The organism is Burkholderia mayonis (assembly GCF_001523745.2).
GTDB lineage: Bacteria > Pseudomonadota > Gammaproteobacteria > Burkholderiales > Burkholderiaceae > Burkholderia > Burkholderia mayonis.
In genome coordinates this window covers 2,535,872-2,554,329 of the sequence record NZ_CP013386.1, presented here as the reverse complement: position 1 = coordinate 2,554,329, position 18,458 = coordinate 2,535,872, and the positions used below count along the sequence as shown (strand labels likewise).

The 18,458-nt window shown below is 68.3% G+C and carries 17 protein-coding genes, 1 pseudogene and 1 riboswitch; of the genes and pseudogenes, 8 read left to right on the top strand and 10 right to left on the bottom strand.

The features are described 5' to 3' along the window. Positions 1-487: 487 nt before the first annotated feature. The 4 genes from WS70_RS12305 to thiC form a co-directional block, all read right to left on the bottom strand. Entirely contained in the window at positions 488-1,420 is a 933-nt protein-coding gene (locus WS70_RS12305; protein ID WP_059597191.1) for a DMT family transporter, read from the bottom strand. 202 nt (positions 1,421-1,622) lie between these two features. Beyond that, positions 1,623-1,862, bottom strand: coding sequence for a hypothetical protein (locus tag WS70_RS12300; RefSeq protein ID WP_059473219.1), 240 nt, complete (start codon positions 1,860-1,862; stop codon positions 1,623-1,625). A 247-nt stretch (positions 1,863-2,109) separates the two neighbouring features. Beyond that, entirely contained in the window at positions 2,110-2,322 is a 213-nt protein-coding gene (locus WS70_RS12295) for a glycine zipper 2TM domain-containing protein (RefSeq protein WP_025989747.1), read from the bottom strand. A gap of 214 nt (positions 2,323-2,536) precedes the next feature. Then, positions 2,537-4,468 carry a phosphomethylpyrimidine synthase ThiC gene (gene thiC / locus WS70_RS12290; protein ID WP_059473220.1) on the bottom strand — a complete coding sequence of 644 codons (1,932 nt, stop codon included), beginning with the start codon at positions 4,466-4,468 and terminating at the stop codon, positions 2,537-2,539. A gap of 71 nt (positions 4,469-4,539) precedes the next feature. After that, positions 4,540-4,657, bottom strand: a riboswitch (TPP riboswitch). Positions 4,658-4,979: 322 nt separating this feature from the next. Between thiC and WS70_RS12285 the strand changes: the two genes are divergently transcribed. The 5 genes and pseudogenes from WS70_RS12285 (at position 4,980) to WS70_RS12255 (ending at position 9,214) form a co-directional block, all read left to right on the top strand. After that, positions 4,980-5,270 carry a pentapeptide MXKDX repeat protein gene (locus tag WS70_RS12285; RefSeq protein WP_059597190.1) on the top strand — a complete coding sequence of 97 codons (291 nt, stop codon included), beginning with the start codon at positions 4,980-4,982 and terminating at the stop codon, positions 5,268-5,270. A 166-nt stretch (positions 5,271-5,436) separates the two neighbouring features. After that, positions 5,437-6,249 carry a DUF1223 domain-containing protein gene (locus WS70_RS12280; protein ID WP_059597189.1) on the top strand — a complete coding sequence of 271 codons (813 nt, stop codon included), beginning with the start codon at positions 5,437-5,439 and terminating at the stop codon, positions 6,247-6,249. A 205-nt stretch (positions 6,250-6,454) separates the two neighbouring features. Next, positions 6,455-7,072, top strand: a pseudogene (locus WS70_RS12275) (cytochrome b/b6 domain-containing protein); the annotation flags it as partial. A 15-nt stretch (positions 7,073-7,087) separates the two neighbouring features. After that, complete coding sequence (locus tag WS70_RS12270) at positions 7,088-7,879, top strand: molybdopterin-dependent oxidoreductase (RefSeq protein ID WP_059597188.1); 792 nt, start codon at positions 7,088-7,090, stop codon at positions 7,877-7,879. Positions 7,880-8,278: 399 nt separating this feature from the next. Beyond that, positions 8,279-9,214, top strand: coding sequence for an EamA family transporter (locus WS70_RS12255; protein ID WP_059597187.1), 936 nt, complete (start codon positions 8,279-8,281; stop codon positions 9,212-9,214). A 404-nt stretch (positions 9,215-9,618) separates the two neighbouring features. Here WS70_RS12255 and WS70_RS12245 read toward each other — a convergent pair whose 3' ends face one another. Next, positions 9,619-10,815 carry an MFS transporter gene (locus WS70_RS12245; protein ID WP_059473227.1) on the bottom strand — a complete coding sequence of 399 codons (1,197 nt, stop codon included), beginning with the start codon at positions 10,813-10,815 and terminating at the stop codon, positions 9,619-9,621. A 318-nt stretch (positions 10,816-11,133) separates the two neighbouring features. On the opposite strand from WS70_RS12245, the gene WS70_RS12240 reads away from it, so the two are divergent. Beyond that, the gene (locus WS70_RS12240) at positions 11,134-11,892 is read left to right on the top strand and encodes a COG4705 family protein (RefSeq protein ID WP_059597186.1); all 759 of its coding nucleotides are present in this window, start codon (positions 11,134-11,136) and stop codon (positions 11,890-11,892) included. Between the two features lie 64 nt (positions 11,893-11,956). Beyond that, positions 11,957-12,367: a hypothetical protein gene (locus WS70_RS12235; protein WP_059473229.1), complete on the top strand. Its 411-nt coding sequence runs from the start codon at positions 11,957-11,959 to the stop codon at positions 12,365-12,367. 347 nt (positions 12,368-12,714) lie between these two features. Here the strand turns inward: WS70_RS12235 and WS70_RS12230 are convergent, their stop codons facing one another. From WS70_RS12230 to WS70_RS12220, 3 genes are all read right to left on the bottom strand, one after another. Further along, entirely contained in the window at positions 12,715-13,539 is an 825-nt protein-coding gene (locus WS70_RS12230) for a phosphodiesterase (RefSeq protein WP_059597185.1), read from the bottom strand. Positions 13,540-13,580: 41 nt separating this feature from the next. Further along, positions 13,581-14,609 (bottom strand): ABC transporter ATP-binding protein, encoded by a 1,029-nt coding sequence (locus tag WS70_RS12225; RefSeq protein WP_059597184.1) that lies wholly within the window; start codon positions 14,607-14,609, stop codon positions 13,581-13,583. An 85-nt stretch (positions 14,610-14,694) separates the two neighbouring features. Then, positions 14,695-15,597: an ABC transporter permease gene (locus WS70_RS12220; RefSeq protein WP_059473232.1), complete on the bottom strand. Its 903-nt coding sequence runs from the start codon at positions 15,595-15,597 to the stop codon at positions 14,695-14,697. Positions 15,598-16,128: 531 nt separating this feature from the next. On the opposite strand from WS70_RS12220, the gene WS70_RS32135 reads away from it, so the two are divergent. Continuing rightward, positions 16,129-16,332: a hypothetical protein gene (locus WS70_RS32135; RefSeq protein WP_059473233.1), complete on the top strand. Its 204-nt coding sequence runs from the start codon at positions 16,129-16,131 to the stop codon at positions 16,330-16,332. A 163-nt stretch (positions 16,333-16,495) separates the two neighbouring features. On the opposite strand, the gene WS70_RS12210 is transcribed toward WS70_RS32135, so the two are convergent. Beyond that, complete coding sequence (locus WS70_RS12210; protein ID WP_059473234.1) at positions 16,496-17,320, bottom strand: ABC transporter permease; 825 nt, start codon at positions 17,318-17,320, stop codon at positions 16,496-16,498. 52 nt (positions 17,321-17,372) lie between these two features. After that, entirely contained in the window at positions 17,373-18,434 is a 1,062-nt protein-coding gene (locus WS70_RS12205) for an ABC transporter substrate-binding protein (protein WP_059473235.1), read from the bottom strand. Between the last annotated feature and the right edge of the window lie 24 nt (positions 18,435-18,458).

The following is an 18,458-nucleotide window of genomic DNA, read 5'->3' as shown; positions in this document are numbered from 1 at the left end:
GCAGGCTCTGGACGACGGGCGAGGCGCGCCCCGCCACGCGGCGGCGGGCCGGTCGGCGGCATGGTGCGGGGATGTCCTGCGGACGGCGCCCGCTTGTCGATGCAGTGGATGTGGTCGCCTATCGATTCAAGCGATTGAAGCGAATTCGACTCACCAGTCGGTACAGATTGAGGGCGTCAAGCAGGTTCTGGCCGCGTGGGGTCGTATCAACGTACGCGCTGTCGTTCCGGATGCCAACGATCGCGCGTGCACCGCCGGCAGCGATATCCGCGATGCTCGACACCCGATGATCTGCTCACCGAACGGTATCGGGCGTCGGGATATTCGAGATGAACTCCGTGAGGCTCGACGTTTCCGACTCACCAGCCGATACACGCGGCTCGTGGGACGCACCGCGTCGCGCGATCCCGCCGCAGCACGGCGTCACGCCGCGCTGCACCGTCGCATGCCAGCGGCGCCGCGCGGCGCTCGCATCCGTCGTCCGCCGTCACGCAGCCTCGTTCCGCTGCGACCGGATGCCGGGAATCCGCTTGATCACGCCGGTCGCGAGCGCGGTACCGAGCAGCACGATCGCGCAGCCTTCGAGCATCGCGAACGATACGCGTTCGCCGAGGAAGAGCGCGCCCCACAGGATGCCGAACACCGGGATCACGAACGTGACGGTAATCGCGCGCGCCGGCCCGACGTGCGCGATCAGGTAGAAGAAGATGAAATAGGCGATGCCCGTGCACGCGATGCCGAGCGCAAGCACCGAGCCCCACGCGTGCGGGGAGACGGGCGCGGCGGGCCAGGTCGCGAGCGCGAACGGCAGCAGCAGGACCGTCGCGCCGACCATGCTGCCCGTCGCGTTGACGAGCGGATCGACGCCCGTGAGCTTGCGCTTCGTGAAGTTCGCGGCAATTCCGTACAGCAGCGTCGCGCCGAGCGCCGCGGCGGCGGCGAGCGCGGCCGTCGCGGGCGAGGCCGGATTCGCGCCGTGCGGCGAGAACACCTGATCCCAGACGAGCGTCAGCACGCCGGCGAAGCCGACCACGAGGCCGAGCGCGCGCGGCAGCGACAGCGAATCCTTGAGCCACAGATACGCGACGAGCGCGCCCCAGAGCGGCGTCGTCGCGTTGATGACCGACGTGACGCCCGCCGACAGCGTGAGCTCGGCGAACGCGAACAGGCAGAACGGCGCGGCGGAATTGAGCAGGCCGACGACGAAGAGCGGCCAGGCGTGCTTGCGCAGCAGCGCGGCGAGTTCGCGCGGCGAGTAGCGCGTGAGCATGAGCGTGACGAGGAAGAGGGCGCCGATGCCGACGCGCAGCGCCATCAGCGGCGCGACGCCGAATTCGGTGACGCCGATGCGAATGAAGAGGAACGACGCGCCCCATAGCGCGGCGAGGATGATCAGCAGAAAGGCGTTCTTGATGTTCATCGAGGATCGGACACTTGGCTGTCGAGGGGAGATCGGCCAAGCATCTTACACCGCGCTGTCGCGCGATGTTTCAGGCTGCGATGAAACTGCAATGTTCGGCAACGAGAGCGAGAGCCGCGCATCGTCGGCGACCGGCCGGCGCGAAGATGAAACCGGCGCGCCGCGCGCCGACGTCGGCATGCCGACGTCGCGCGGCGAAGGCTCAGTGATGGCGCCAGCCGCGGCCGCCGCCGCCCCAGTAGCCGAAGTTGAGCGACAGCGAGGGCGCCGGATAGTAGTACGACGGATACGCGGGCGCGACGTAGACGGGCGCGGTTTCCACCGGCGCCGCGTAATAGCCGCCGGCAGGGTAGTAGCCGCCGGCAGGGTAATAGCCGTACGGGTAATAGCAGCCGGCAAGCGCGATGCTCGCGAGTGCTGCGGCGACAAGCGTCTTGTTCATGATGGTTCCGCAGTCGTGCGTGCGGGGCAGGGTTCGATGCTTGCGAGCTTAGACCGCTCTCGTGTGAAACGCTGTGTGAAACGGTAACGGATCATTTCCGCCGCTGGCCGCGGCGCAATCGTCGCACGAATCGCCATGCTCGCACGGTTTCGCGAAACGGCCGGGCGATGCCCGCCACGACGAACGCGGCGGGCATCGCCCGCATGCAAGGACGCGGCCGCTTGAGCGGCGCGCCCGATTCGCGGGCTTACTTGCCGACTTGGCTGCCTACGAGGCCGCCTGCGGCGGCGCCGCCGATCGTCGACAGGGCGTTGCCGCCGATCGCCGCGCCGGCGACACCGCCGATGCCCGCGCCGATTGCTGCGTTCCGTTGCTGGCGAGTCATCGTATCGCATGCCGACAGACTCGCTACCGTTGCGATGAGCATTGCGCATACCCCAATACGCCGAATCGATTTCATTGTTCAATCCTCGGATGAAAGAGATGCGTAGGCGCGTTCTGGAACGCAGCCCACACTCAAAAATCTACGCGGGCGATACGTTTTGCGCTGTAAGGACTTGTTAGAGCCCTATCGCTTTCGTAATCATTTGTTTCGCGCCCGGCGCGCCGTGACGCATACGTGAAAAAGCCCGCGCGAGGCGGGCTTTCGGGGCACTGCCGCGGCGCGCGCCGCATTACTGGCGATGGTAGATCTCCGAGCCGCTCTTCACGAACTCGACCGCCTTCACTTCCATGCCTTTCCTCAGCGCATCGGTTTCCGACATGCCCTGCTGCGCCGCAAACTCGCGCACGTCCTGCGTGATCTTCATCGAGCAGAAGTGCGGGCCGCACATCGAGCAGAAATGCGCGACCTTCGCCGAATCCTTCGGCAGCGTCTCGTCGTGGAATTCGCGCGCCTTGTCCGGATCGAGGCCGAGGTTGAACTGGTCTTCCCAGCGGAACTCGAAGCGCGCCTTCGACAGCGCGTTGTCGCGCACCTGCGCGCCCGGGTGGCCTTTCGCGAGGTCGGCGGCGTGCGCGGCGAGCTTGTACGTGATGATGCCTTCCTTCACGTCGTCCTTGTTCGGCAGGCCGAGGTGCTCCTTCGGCGTCACGTAGCACAGCATCGCGGTGCCGAACCAGCCGATCATCGCCGCGCCGATGCCCGACGTGATGTGGTCGTAGCCCGGCGCGATGTCGGTCGTGAGCGGCCCGAGCGTGTAGAACGGCGCTTCCTTGCACCAGTCGAGCTGCAGGTCCATGTTCTCCTTGATCAACTGCATCGGCACGTGGCCCGGACCTTCGATCATCACCTGCACGTCGTGCTTCCACGCGATCTGCGTGAGCTCGCCGAGCGTCTTCAGCTCGCCCAACTGCGCTTCGTCGTTCGCGTCGTAGATCGAGCCGGGGCGCAGGCCGTCGCCGAGCGAGAAGCTCACGTCGTACGCCTTCATGATCTCGCAGATGTCCTCGAAGTGTTCGTACAGGAAGCTTTCCTTGTGATGCGCGAGACACCACTTCGCCATGATCGAGCCGCCGCGCGACACGATGCCCGTCATCCGGTTCGCGGTGAGCGGCACGTATTGCAGACGCACGCCCGCGTGGATCGTGAAGTAGTCGACGCCTTGCTCGGCCTGTTCGATCAGCGTGTCGCGGAAGATTTCCCAGGTCAGGTCCTCGGCGCGGCCGTTGACCTTTTCGAGCGCCTGGTAGATCGGCACCGTGCCGATCGGCACCGGGCTGTTGCGGATGATCCACTCGCGCGTTTCATGGATGTGCTTGCCCGTCGACAGGTCCATCACCGTGTCGCCGCCCCAGCGGATCGCCCACGTCATCTTGTCGACTTCCTCGCCGATCGACGACGTGACGGCCGAGTTGCCGATGTTCGCGTTGATCTTCACGAGAAAGTTGCGGCCGATGATCATCGGCTCGGTTTCCGGGTGGTTGATGTTCGCCGGGATGATCGCGCGGCCGCGCGCGACTTCTTCGCGAACGAACTCGGGCGTGATCTCCGCGAGTGCGTTCGCCCCGAACGCGGCGGCGCCGAACGCCTGGCCGACGTGCTGGCGGCCCATCATCGCGGCGAGCTTCGCGCCGTTCGGGCCGCTCGCCTTCAGGCTTTCCAGATATTCGGCGCGGCGCTGGTTCTCGCGGATCGCGATGTATTCCATCTCGGGCGTGATGAGCCCCGCGCGTGCGTAGTGCATCTGCGTGACGTTCTTGCCCGCTCGCGCGCGGCGCGGGTGGCGGTGCAGGTCGGGGAAGCGCAGCTCGGCCGTCGCCGGGTCCGCCGCGCGCTCGCGGCCGTACTCGCTCGTGAGGCCCGTCAGCGTTTCGGTGTCGCCGCGCGCGTCGATCCAGCGCTGGCGCAGCGCGGGCAGGCCCGAGCGGATGTCGATCTTGACGTCCGGGTCCGTGTACGGGCCCGACGTGTCGTAGACGTAGATCGGCGGATTCATTTCGCCGCCGAAGCTCGTCGGCGTGTCGGATTGCGTGATTTCGCGCATCGGCACGCGAATGTCAGGTTGCGAGCCCGTCACGTAGACCTTGCGCGAGTTCGGCAGCGGGGCGACGGCGGCGGCGTCGACGCGGGCGTCGGCCGACAGGAACTTGGGATTGGCGTTCATGCGATCTCCTGTGGTGGGGCGCTAAGCAGGAGACGAGATTCGCGACGCGACGGGATTCAGACGTGGAACAGCGGCGAAATCCTGACGCTTCCCTGCGCTGGCATTATCCAGATCAGGTTCAAAGGGTATTTCTCACCCGCGCCGCACGATCGCTTGATCGAGCGCATTGCAGGACCCCCGCGTTAGCAAGCGCAAAAGATACACCGGGTCGGCTGCGGTTTCAACAGGGGACAGATCGATGGCGTGCGAACGCGCGTTTGGCAGCGCATGCTGCGCCGCGGCTGGGGCGGCTCGGGCGGCGCCGCCGCGTACGCGTTCGAGGCGCGCGGGCGGCGCGTCGTCTTGCGCGTCGAACCGGCGCGGCAGGGCGCGGCGGCGCGTTTGTGCGCCGCGCGATCGACCGCGCGCCGGCTCAATCGTCGGTCCCGGAGAAATTTTTGCGCGCCGCTGTCATATCCGCCGCCGCGTCCCGACTATTCGGCTCCTCAACCAATAACGATGGAGCTATCCCATGAAAAGGAATCTGATTGTTGTCGCGTGTGTCGCCGGTTTCGCGTTCGCCGTGCCGTTCGCGCATGCGCAGAACGATGCGATGTCGAAGGACGCGATGTCGAAGGACGGCATGGCGATGTCGAAGGACGCGATGTCGAAGGACGCGATGTCGAAGGATGCGATGTCGAAGGACCAGATGGGCAAGAAGCAAGATCACATGGCGAAGGGCGGCATGAAGAAGGACCCTATGTCGAAGGACGCGATGAAAAAGCCGATGTCGTCCGACAAGACGGGCCCGATGTCGAACTGAGCGGCGCCGTTCCCGGCGGATTTCACGGCATGATCCGGCTCGGCCGTCCATTTGCTGTTCGGGCGGTCTTTTTTCTCGCGATGCCGGGCGTCGAGAAAAGCCGGATCACGACACGCATGCCGGTGTGCGCAGCGTCCGCGTCCGGCACTGACCGACGAGTTTCGATATGTCGATTTCATTTTCCGCTTCGATGCGCGCCGTCGCGGCGACGCTCGCGCTCGGCGCGGCGTGCGTCGCGCAGGCGGCCGCGCTCGGCGCGTGCGCCGCGCGCAGTCCCGACGGTCGGCAGGCGCTCGTCGAGCTCTACACGAGCGAAGGCTGCAGCAGTTGTCCGCCCGCCGACGACTGGCTCGCCCGGCTCGCCGCGCATCGCGCCGCGCCGCGCGTCGTGCCGCTCGCGCTGCACGTCGATTATTGGGACGGCCTCGGCTGGACCGATCGCTTTGCGCAGCATCGCTTCACCGAACGGCAGCGCGCGCTCGCGTCGCGCGGCGGCGGCAGCTTCGTCTATACGCCGGAGGTCGCCGTCGCCGGGCGCGAGCTGCGCGGCTGGCGCGATGCGGACGCGTTCGAGCGGCGTGTCATCGCGACGGCCGCCGAGCCCGCGCGCGTCGGCATCGCGCTGTCCGCCGCGCGGCGCGCGGACGCGCTCGACGTCGATCTGTCCGTGACGCTGCGCGCCGGTGCGCCGCGTGCGGTCGATGCGTATCTGGCGCTGTACGAGAACGGCATCGAGTCGCAGGTGCGTGCGGGCGAGAACCGCGGCGCGACGCTGCATCACGAGCGCGTCGTGCGCCAGTGGATCGGGCCGCTCGCGTCCGAGGGACGCACGGCCGCGTCGCTCGACGTGCAGCGCCGGCTGCCGTTGCCGGCGGGCCTGCGCGCACAGGACGCGGCGCGCTACGGCATCGCGGCGTTCGTCGAGGACCCGGCGACGGGCGACGTGCTGCAGGCGCTCGATCTGCCGCTATGCGATTGAGCGGCTTGCGCTCGCATTCGATCAAGGAAGGAGGGCTTCGTCCATGAATGCAACGACGACGATAAACGCGGCGACGAAGGTCGCGGCCAGCGCGTCGACGAATACGCCGATGAACGCGCCGATGAACGCGCCGATCGACGGAACGATCAGCGTGGCGACCAACGCAGCCGACAACGCAGCCGACAACGCAGCCGACAACGCAACGACCGACGCAACGACGACCGCGATCCGGCCGCGCAGGCCGATCCATCCGTCATGGGTGCGCGCGAGCCACTGGCTCAACGCGATCGCCGCCGTGACGATGGCGCTGTCGGGCTGGCGGATCTACGACGCGTCGCCGATCTACGCGGGCTTCACGTTCCCGCGCGGCATCACGCTGGGCGGCTGGCTCGGCGGCGCGCTGCAATGGCATTTCGCCGCGATGTGGCTGCTGTTCTTCAATGGCGTGTTCTATTTGACGATGAGCGTCGCGACCGGACGCTTCGGGCGCAAGTTCCTGCCGCTGAGCGCGAAGGGCATTGCGCGCGATCTGCGCGACGCGCTGCGCGGCCGGCTGTCGCACGACGATCTGTCCGTCTACAACGCGGTCCAGCGCGCGGCGTACGTCGCGGCGATCGCCGATCTCGTGCTGCTCGCGCTGTCCGGGCTCGTGATCTGGAAATCGGTGCAGTTCCCGCTGTTGCGCGAACTGCTCGGCGGCTACGACAACGCGCGCGTCGTGCATTTCTGGGCGATGGCGTTTCTCGTCGCGTTCTTCGTCGTGCACGTCGCGATGGCGGCGCTCGTTCCGCGCTCGCTGCTCGCGATGCTGCGCGGACACTAAAAGGAGTCTTTCATCATGTCCGAAAACGACGAGAAAAAGCCTATGGGCGACAATGCGAGGATCGACCGCGCATCGCTGCTGATCGACGTGCGCAAGGCGCTCGCGCTGCCGTCGCGGCGTCTGTTCGGCAAGCGCGTGCTGACGCTCGGCGGCCTCGCGATGCTGACGGGCTGCACGCTGCGCGACGACGCGTCGGTCGACGACTTCCTCGAGAAGGTGTCGCGCGCGAACGATCGCGTGCAGGCGTGGCTGTTCGGCCCGACGCGGCTCGCGCCGACGTATACGGAAGCCGACCTCACGCGCCCGTTCCCGTTCAACGCGTTCTATGGCATCGACGACGTGCCGCATGTCGACGCCGACGACTACCGGCTCGTCGTGTCGGGCCTCGTCACCGGCAAGCGCAGCTGGACGCTGCCGGAGCTGTACGCGCTGCCGCACGCGGAGCAGATCACGCGGCACATCTGCGTCGAAGGCTGGAGCGCGATCGGGCGCTGGGGCGGCACGCCGTTTCGCGAATTCCTGCGTCGCGTCGGCGCGGACACGACCGCGCAATACGTCGGCTTCAAATGCGCGGACGACTATTACGAGAGCATCGACATGCCGACCGCGCTGCATCCGCAAACGCTGCTGACGTTCGAATACGACGGCAAGCGCTTGCCGCCCGAATACGGTTTTCCGATGAAGCTGCGGATGCCGACGAAGCTCGGCTACAAGAATCCGAAGCACATCATGGAGATATTCGTGACCAATACGTATCCGGGCGGATATTGGGTCGACCAGGGATACAACTGGTTCGGCGGATCGTGACGGAATCGCGCGAAGCCGCGCGGGCGGGGCGGCGCGTTCCCGCTTGCCTGCACGCGGCGCATGCGGTTTCGCGCTTTTATCCCGAATGTCCGAAAACGAAAATACTGTTTTGCCGCGAATGAAATGTCGCGCCGAAACGTCACCGAGCGTGCGTTCGATTCAAGCCGGCATTCGTTTTCCATTCCTTAATGCATAATGCTGGCGGTGTGCGGCCGTCCGGCCGCGCACGTCTTCATTCGAGTCCGTTCGCCTCTTTCGGTCATGTTCGCCGCCGCACGCTCCGACCTGTCGTTTCGCACGCCGCCGTCTCTCCCCATTCCGGATTCATCGAGGCCGCTCGCCGGCAGTCGCGCCGCGTCGCCGTCGAACGTGCGACACCTCGTGCGGGCACGCTGACCGATGACGCCGTTCGACCGCTTCCTCGCCTTCCTCGAGCGCCATCCGCCCCGCCTGCCGCAAAGCCGCAGCGGCCGCGTCGTGCTCGCGCTCGCGTTCATCTATTTCGCGTGGGGCTCGACGTATCTCGCGCTGCACGTCGCGCTCGAATCGTTTCCGCCGCTGCTGCTGTCCGGGCTGCGCAACCTGCTCGCGGGGATCGGGCTCTTCATCTTCGCGATGCGGCGCCGTCCGGTGCGGCCGACGCTCGTCGAGATCCGCAACGCGGCGCTCGTCGGCACGATGCTCGTCACGCTGTCGTCCGGTTTTATCGCGCTCGGGATGCGCACCGTCGGCAGCGGCTCGGCCGCGGTGACGGTCGCGACGGTGCCGCTCTTCGCGACGGTGATCGCGTCGGTCGCGGGGCGGCGCGTCACGGCGGGCGAATGGGCGGCCGTCGCGCTCGGGATGGTCGGGATCGTCGTGCTGAATTCGGGCGGGCCGTCGTCGCCCGGCTCGACGCTCGGCAGCATCACCGTGCTCGTGGGCGCGCTCTTCTGGGCGGGCGGCGCGCATCTCGCCGCGCGGCTCGCGCTGCCGCACGACCTGTTCCTGTCGACCTCGCTGCAAATCGGCCTCGGCGGCGCGGCGTCGACCTGCATCGCATGGGTGCTCGGCGAGCGCATCGAGCACGTCGCGTTTCTGCCCGGCGTCGCGTTCGTCTATCTGATGCTCGCGGGCACGATGGCCGCGTACGTCGCGTACGGCTATCTGATTCGCCACACGAGCCCGATCATCGCGAGCAGCTGCATGTACGTGAATCCCATCGTCGCCGTCGCGCTCGGCGCGCTCTTGCTCGGCGAGTCCGTCACGCTCGCGACCGTGATCGCGACCGTCGCGATTCTCGGCAGCGTCGGGCTGTCGTTCGTGTTCGATCCGGCGCGCAAGCGGATGCAATAACAGCACGCGACGTGGAGGACGATGGCGCGCGCGGCTCGCGCGACGTCCGCCTGTTTCCGCGCTCGGCGGTTTCGCGCACGATCTTGCGAGCCGATACGCCGCCGCGCAATCCGGCGGCGCTGGCGATGCAACCGAGCGGTTTGCATCGCGCGGGGCGATCGTGGAGCCCCGCGTATCGATCTCGCCGGGCGGTGGCATGTTCGCGACGCGCGGACATGCGCGATGCGCGTCCGCGCGGCTCGTCTGCGGCTCGTCCACGGAGCGGAGCGGTGCGGCCCGGCCGGCATCATGCGCACCGCATCCGGTTTTTCGCGTATCCGATCGCGGTTTTCCGCGTGCGCGCGTCGGCCTGACGTCGCCCCGACCTGCGGCGCCGCACCGTGCGCCGCCGCCGCGTCGAGCGCTTATCGCGCGCCCGCGCGGCCGCGATGATGCACGAGCGTCGCGACGACCGAGAACAGCAGGCCGACCGCGCACATTCCCATCCAGCCCATCGCGCGCCACGCGGCGACGCCCGCCGACGAGCCGATCGCGCCGCCGATGAAATAGCAGACCATGTAGACCGTGTTCACGCGGCTGCGCGCGTCGGGCTTGAGCGCATAGATGCGCGACTGGTTCGAGATCTGCGCGGCCTGCACGCCGACGTCGAGGACGATCACGCCGATCACGAGTCCGGCGAGGCTGTGGCCCGACACCGCGAAGATCACGAACGACGCGGCGATCAGCGCGATCGCGAGCGTGATGATCGTGCGCGGGCCGCGCTTGTCGGCGACGCGGCCCGCGTACGGCGCGGCGAGCGCGCCCGCCGCGCCGACGATCCCGAAGAGGCCCGCCGCCTGCGGACCGAGATGGAACGGCTCGCCCGCGAGCAGCAGCGTGAGCACCGGCCAGAACGCGCTGAACGCCGCGAAGATCGCGGCGCCCGTCATCGACGCCTCGCGCAGCCCCGGCAGCTCGCGCGCGAGCCGCCACATCGATGCGAGCAGCTTGCCGTACGACAGCGCCGACGTCGGCGAGCTGCGCGGCAGGCGCGCGACGATTACGGCCGCGAGCGCGGCGAGCGCCGCGACCGACGCGCCGAACACCGTGCGCCAGCCGAAGTATTCGGCGACGAAACCCGCCGCCGTGCGCGCGAGCAGGATGCCGAGCAAGAGCCCGCTCATCACGGTGCCGACCGCCTGCCCGCGTGCGGCGGGCGGCGCGATCTCGGCGGCGAACGGCACGGCCTGCTGCGCGATCGTCGCGAGGATGCCGATCGCGAGGCTCGCCGCGGCGAGCACGGCGAGCGTCGGCGCCGCTGCGGCGATCACGAGCGCGGCCGACAGCCCGGCGATCTGCAGCAGGATCAGCTTGCGCCGGTCGAAGCGGTCGCCGAGCGGCGCGAGCGCGAACATGCCGGCCGCGTAGCCGAGCTGCGTCGCGGTCGGCACGATGCCGATCCACGACGCGCTGTCCGGAAACGACGCACGGAACGCGTCGAGGAGCGGCTGGTTGTAATAGATGTTGGCGACGGACACGCCCGCGATCGTCGCGAGCAGCAGCAACAGGCTGTGCGAGTCACGGCGGGGCGCGTCGGCGGAAACGGAAGGCGACGGGGGCATGGTGCGTGTGGACGAAGTGCGGCGCGCGCGTCGTGCGCGCCGTCCGGATCTTCGATCGAGACGGCAGAGGCGAAACGCCGGGAGCGCCGATCATACCGGACGTCCCCGAAGTCTGCTGGCGGCGGCGCGATCGCAGTGCGCGCGCATGCCGTTAATGTCGCCTTAAGCGGTCGGCTTGCATAGTGGCGTCCGAGCGAGTCGTGGGAGCGTTCGTATTTCGCTGCACCGCCGTTGCCGGAATCCGGCTCGCTTTGCGCAACCGGTGCGACAAGGAGAGCCCAATTGAACCAGCCCGCCCGTCCGCATGCCGCCGCCGGCATGCTCAACAAAGTTCCGGAAGTCACGCTGGCCTTCTGGATCGTCAAGATCATGTCGACGACGGTCGGGGAGACCGGCGCCGACTATCTCGCGGTTCACGTCGGACTCGGCGCCGCCGTCACCGGCGCGCTGATGTCCGGTCTGCTGCTCTGCGCGCTCGCGCTGCAATTGCGCGCGCGCGCTTACGTGCCGTGGATCTACTGGCTGAACATCGTCCTCGTCAGCATCGTCGGCACGCAGATCACCGATGCGCTGACCGACGGCCTCGGCGTCAGCCTCTACGTCAGCACGCCGCTTTTCGCCGCCGCGCTCGCGGCGACGTTCGCGCTCTGGTATCGCAGCGAGCGGACGCTGTCGATTCACACGATCGTCACCGCGCGCCGCGAGTGGTTCTATTGGGCCGCGATCCTGCTGACGTTCGCGCTCGGCACGGCGGCGGGCGATCTCGCGACCGAGGCGCTCGGTCTCGGATTCCGGCTCGGGATCGTCGCGTTCGGCGGCGCGATCGCGCTCATCGCGGCAGCTGCGCTCTTCGGGATGAACCGCGTGCTCGCGTTCTGGCTCGCGTACATCCTCACGCGTCCGCTCGGCGCGTCGCTCGGCGATTTCCTGTCGCAGGCGCAAGCGTACGGCGGCCTCGGGCTCGGCACGATCAAGACGAGCGCCGTGTTTCTCGCGGTGATCGTCGTGCTGGTCGCGGGGCTGAGCGTCGCGGCCGCGCGCGCGGATCGGCTCGTCGCGCCGGCGCGCGAACGCTGAGCTTCAGTCGATGCGAGCATCGTTTTCAACCGTTTCGTTCGCGTTTTTCACAAGGAGAAGCAGCATGATCAAGCGCAAATTCATTGCATTCGCCGTCGCGCCGGCATTGGCGGCGGCCGCGTTCGGCATCGGCGTCGTGTCGCCGGCGGGCGTCGCGCCGAACGTGGCCGAAGCCGCGACCGTCTCGAAGCTCGGCGACCTGTCGCCGTTCCGCGCGATCGCCGTCGACACCGCGAAGCGCGTCGACAAGGGCGATCTCGCCGGTGCGAAGGCGCGCATCAAGGATCTGGAGACGTCTTGGGACGATGCCGAGCCGTCGCTGAAGCCGCGCGCGGCGGCGGATTGGCACGCGGTCGACAAGTCGATCGATCGCGCGCTCGCGGCGCTGCGCGCCGATCGGCCGCAGGCTGTCGCGTGCAAGCAGGCGCTGGCCGATCTGCTCGTGATCATGGACCGGACGAGCGCCGCGCGCTGAGCGCGGCGTCCGCGGTCGTGCGTGCGGGTCGCGCGCGGCGTCCGTCGGTACGCCCGGACGGCGCGCGGCGCGTGCCGATAGTGAAAGGCCGGGGCGCTTCGGCGCGGAGCGGCGCCGGCCGCATGGGCAAACGCGGCCTGCACGAGTAAACACAGCTCGCGCGACTCGTGCGACTCATGCGACTCATGCGATTCGTGCGACTCATGCGATTCGTGCGACGCCGAAGCCGATCCATGTCGGCCCGCGTCGTTCAGCGCCCCGGCGGCGGCTCGCCCGGCGAAGCTTGAGCATACGCATGCTCATGCGCCCCCTGCGTCCGTCGCCTGCCGCGCGCGGCAGCGTCACGTTCAATCGATCAGCACGCCCGTCGGTTCGAAGAACGGATGCGGCCCGTCGCTCGCATCGACGTACACATGATGCGACGCGAGCCCGCTGTCCGGCGCATAGCGATGCACGGCGAACGCGGGCGGCTCCATCGAAAACGACGACGGCCCGTCGTCGCGCAGATCGAACGTGACCTGATGCGCCGGCGCGGGCACGGCCGACGCGATGGTGCCGCCGAAGCGCGCGAACATCGTCCGGTGCACGTGTCCGCACAGCACGCGCTCGACGTTCGGAAAGCGGCGCAGCAGCGCGTCGAGCCGGCTCGACGCGTCCGGATCGAGCCGCATCGCGTCCATGTGGCCGATGCCGCATGCGAACGGCGGATGATGGAGCGCGACGATGACCGGACGGTCGCGCGCGGCGTCGAGCTGGTTGGCGAGCCACGCGAGCCGCGCGTCGCACAGGGTGCCGCCGCTCGTGCCCGGAATCTGCGAGTCGAGCGCGATCACGCGCAGCGGCCCGAGATCGAGCGCGTACTGGACGAATTCGCCCATCTGCAGCTCCGCGCGCGCGGGGAACGCGCGTCGCAACGCCGCGCGGTCGTCGTGGTTGCCGACGAGCAGGTAGTACGGAATCTCGAGCGGCGCGAGCAGCGATTTCAGGTGCGCGTATTCTGCGTCGTCGCCGAAGTCGGTCAGGTCGCCCGTGACGAGCACCGCGTCCGGGCGCGGCTCGAGCGCGTTCAGGCGCGCGACGCAGCGCGCGAAATGCGCGGCCGTGTCGACGCGCCGGTACGCGAGCATGCCGGGCCGCTTGATATGCAGATCGCTGATGTGGGCAAGCAGCATCGTCGTTCCTCGTTGTGTTCGTGTCGTGAGGGTGGGGCGCGTCACGCGAGCGCGAGCAGGCCGTCCGCCGCGATCGCGACGCCGACCGCGGTGCCGCGCGCGAGATCGACGCGGCCCGGCACGTCGATGACGAGCGTATCGGGCGCCGCGTGCTCGACGGTCACGCGCGTGCGCTCGCCGAGAAACGCGCAGTTCGCGACCGCGCCGCGCAGCGGCGCATCCGACGGGTCGACGAGACGCGCATCCTCCGGTCGAAAGAATAGCTCGTTTGCCGGCGACGCGGCGGCGACGGCGCCGCCCGTCGTCACGAGCGCGCCGTCGCGCCACACGCCTTCGAGCCGGTTCAGCGTGCCGATGAAGCGCGCGACGGCGCGGCTCGCCGGACGATAGTAGACGTCGCGCGGCGTGCCGATCTGCTCGATCTTCCCCGCGCTCATCACGACGATCCGGTCGCCGAGCGCCATCGCCTCGGCCTGGTCGTGCGTCACGTAGACCGTCGTCACGCCGAGCTCGCGCAAGAGCGCGTTCATCTCGCGGCGCAGCGCGTCGCGCAGTTGTGCATCGAGCGCGGTCAGCGGCTCGTCGAGCAGCAGCACGCGCGGGCGCACCGCGAGCGCGCGGGCCAGCGCGACGCGCTGGCGCTGGCCGCCCGACAGCGCGTCGATCGGCTTGTCCGCGTGCGCGGTAAGCCGCATCATCGCGAGCAGTTCGTCGACGCGCTCGCGCAGCGCGCGCGGATCCGTCCCGCGGATTCGCAGCCCGTAGCCGACGTTGCCGCGCACCGACAGGTTCGGAAACAGCGCGTAGCTCTGGAACACCATGCCGACGCCGCGCTTTTCGATCGGCCGCGCGGTTACGTCGTCGGCGCCGAAGGCGATCGCGCCGCCCGCGTCGGGCACGTCGAGCCCGGCAATGAGGCGCAGCGTCGTCGTCTTGCCGCAGCCGGACGGGCCGAGCAGCACGAGCGTCTCGCCCGCGCCGATCGCGAGATCGAGCGGCTCCAGCACGCGCGTGCCGTGGAAGGTCTTCGCGCAACGGGTCAGGGTGATCGGTACGGATTCGAGTTTCATCGGCGAGGCGGCGGAAAGACAGCGGAAAGACAGCGGAAAGACAGCGAAAGGGGGGCCGCGAAGGCGGCGGAGCGGCAGCGGGAAATCAGCAAGGTTTGCGCGCGTCGTGGCGCGTGCCGGACGGATCGACGCCGAGCCGCTGCATCGCGACGAGGAGCGGCAGCGTCATCAGCAGGAACAGGATCGTGTACGCGCTGCCGATCTCGATGCGCAGCGACGCGTACGTGTCGGCGAGGCCGACGGGCAGCGTCTTCGTGTCGGGCGTGTGCAGCATCCACGTGAGATTGAATTCGCCGATCGACAGCGTGAGCACCGCGAGCGCGCCCGCGACGATGCCGGGGCGCAGGTTCGGCAGCACGATCGTCGTGAAGCGCGTGACGAACGATGCGCCGAGGCTCGCCGCGCCTTCTTCGAGCGTGCGCAGATCGGCGCGCGCGGCGACGGCCGCGACCGCGCGGACCATGAACGGCAGCGTGAACACGACGTGCCCGACGACGATGAACCACACGCTCGTGCGGAACGCGGCGAAGCCGCCGTAGACGGCGAGGAGCGCGAGCGCGGACGCGAGGCCCGGCAGCGCGACGGGCAGCACGAGCGCTTCCTCGATCAGCCGCGAGACGCGGCTGCGGCTGCGCGCGAGCGCATAGCCGGCGGGCACGCCCGTCACGAGCGTGACGGCGAGCGTCGCGAGCGCGACTTCGAGCGACAGGAATATCGAGCTGTGGTACTGCGTCCATACTTCGCCGAGCCAGCGCAGCGTGAGCCCGCTCGACGGCCCGCGGAAATAGTTGACCGTGAGCCCGGCGAGCACCGACATCGCGACGGGAACGATCAGGAACGCGCACAGCGCGAGCGTGACCGCCCATTGCGCGGCGGCGAGCCAGTCGAACGAGGCGCGGCGCGGGCGGCGGGCCGTCGGCGGCTCGTCGGAATCGGTCGCGGCAGCGGGGCGGACGAGCGCGGCGGCGTCCTTGATGGTGAGCGTCATGGGGCGTGCGGAAGCGATGTAAACGTTTTCGTCGACAGGATTATCGGGCGCGTCGATGAAGAACTGATGACGGCGCGCCGGGCGGATGGCGGCGCGCGCCCGCGCGATGGATGGCTGTGCGCATCAGTTTTAAACGTTTGAGCGACGAGCGGAAAACGGTTCGTCGCGCGTGGCGAGCCGCTCGACGCTCGATGCGCCGCCGCAGCGCCGAAGCGCGTGAGCGAAACGGATGCAGGCCGCGCCGACGAACGTGCGAAGAGCAAGGGGCGCTCTTGTGGCGGCAGCCGCGCGCGTCGCCGAGCAATCAGTCTAATTGCCGATTCCCCCGATGTCGCCGCGCATGCCGTTACGTTATATTGAATCGCCGAATGGTGTTGAGGAGTCCGGGCAATCCGGACGAGCATCGCGTGCGCCGTTCGGCGACACACACTGACCAGCGCCATGCGGTCACATCGCGAGGCAATTGTTGATGAGCAGGAGCGAGAGTGGGGAAACCGCTCTTTTTTGTTGTCTACGAGGAGGGAGTGATCGATGCAAACGATAACGATGGAGCAGTGCAAGCGCATTCATGGCGGGGCTAACCTGATCGACGGCACGTTCAACCTGTTGGGCGGCACGTTCACGATCAACAGCAGCGCGTTGGGCACGTTGATCAGCAACGCCAATTCGCTCGTCGTCAATGCGAACAACTGGCTGAGCAATCCCAAGGGGCAGTTGTCGTCGACGAAGCAGTAACCGCCGGCGCGACGCGCAGCCGACGCCCGTCTCCGGGCTCGCGGCTGCGACGCGTCGGTCCGACGCAGCCGGACGAGGCGCGCTGTCCGGGCGCATCGTCCGGCCCGGCTTCAGATTTCCCTTTCTTTGCAACGACGACGATCCGTTCGTCGTTGCGTCTTCGTCAAGCGGACGCGGCCGTCGCCTGGCCCGTCAGATTGCGCGCGAGCGCAAGCACCGCCCACGTGACGATCCCGAGCACGATCGACAAACCGGCAGCCGTCGCGATGTTCGCGTTCAGCGTGAACTCGGTGTAGATCGTCATCGGCAGCACGTCGAGATCGGTCGCGAGCGTGAACGCGGTGCCGAACGCGCCCATCGCGGTCGCGAAGCAGATCGCGCCCGCGGCGACGAGTCCCGGCGCGAGCGCGGGCAGCACGATGTCGCGCAGCACGTGCCACGGCGACGCACCGAGCGAGCGCGCAGCCTCTTCGAGCGACGGATCGAGCTTCGACGCCGCGGCGATCACGGTGACGATCACGCGCGGAATCGAGAAGTACAGATAGCCGACGAAGAGGCCCGCGACCGAGTAAGCGAACACCCAGCGATCGCCGACGAGCTTTTGCGACAGCATGCCGATCAGCCCCTGCCGCCCGGCGAGCATGATCACCATGAAGCCGACGACGACACCCGGAAACGCGAGCGGAAACGTGAGCAGCGCGATCAGCGTGCGCTTGCCCGCGAACGCGCGGCGCGCGAGCAGGAGGCCTGCGATCGTCGACAGCGCGAGCGTCGCGAGCGTGACGGCCGCGGACAGCGCGACCGTCGACACGAGGCTCTTCATGTAGCGCGCATTCGACAGCAGCGCGACATACGCGTCGACGAACGCGCCGTCGCCCGACACCCGCACGAGCGAGGCCATCGGCAGCAGCCAGAACGCGACGAACACGGCGAGTGCGGGCGCGAGCAGCGCGATGCGCCAGCGCGGCGGGAACGTGAGATCGGACATCGTGATATCGACTCGTGCGGATAGCGGATAGCGGGCGACGGGTATCGGCCGGTTATTGCATCACCTGCAGATACTGCTTGCCGAACGCCTGCTGGCCGGCCGCGAGCTTGCCGAAGTCGACGCTCTTCGCCCGCGCGTACTCGCTCGCGGGCAGGAACTTCGCGGCGGCGTCGGCGGTGAGTGCCTGCGCGCGCACCGGCCGCAGATATGCGTTCGCCCACAGCTTCTGGCCTTCGTCGGACAGCACGAAGTCGAGCACCTTCTTGCCGTTCGCATCGTGCGGCGCGCCCTTGACGAGGCTCATCACGTACGGCACCGAAATCGTGCCTTCCCTCGGAATCACGAATTCGACGTTCGCGTGGTCCTTGTACTTCGCGCGATACGCGTCGAAGTCGTAGTCGAGCAGGATCGGAATCTCGCCGGACAGCACGCGTGCGTACGCAGTCTGCTTCGGCACGATCGGCCGGTTCGCCTTCAGCTTGCGGAACCAATCGAGCGCGGGCTGGAAGTTGTCGAAGCTGCCGCCGAGCGCCTGGTTTACCGCGACGGCGCCCGCGTAGCCGACGAATGCACTCGACGGATCGAGATAGCCGACCATGCCCTTGTACTCGGGCTTCAGCAAATCGGCCCACGAACGCGGCACGGGCTTGCCGTCGAGCGCGTCCTTGTTGACGAAGAAGCCGAGCGTGCCCGAATGGATCGCGAACCAGTAACCTTGCGGGTCCTTCATGTTCGCGGGGATGTCGTTCCAGTGCGCGGGCTTGTACGGCGCGATCACGTCCTTGTCCTTCGCCTGGAACGCCGACGACACGCCGAGATAGACGACGTCCGCGACCGGGCTCTTCGCTTCCGCGAGCAGTTGTGCGATCGCCTGGCCCGAGTTCTTGTTGTCGAACGGCACGCGAATGCCGGTCTTCTGCTTGATCGCCGCGATTTGTGCGGCCCAGTCGGCCCATTCGGGCGGGCAGTTGTAGCAGATCGCGGTTTCTTCCGCGTGCGCGGCGGACGCGCCGAGCGACAGCGCGAGCGAGGCAAGCGGGATGAGCGCGGCGGCGCACGCGCGGCGCACGGCGGCGAGCGGCGAGCGGGGGAACGGCGAACGGCGGACGGTCACGACAGGTCTCCTTGCAGGGGCAAA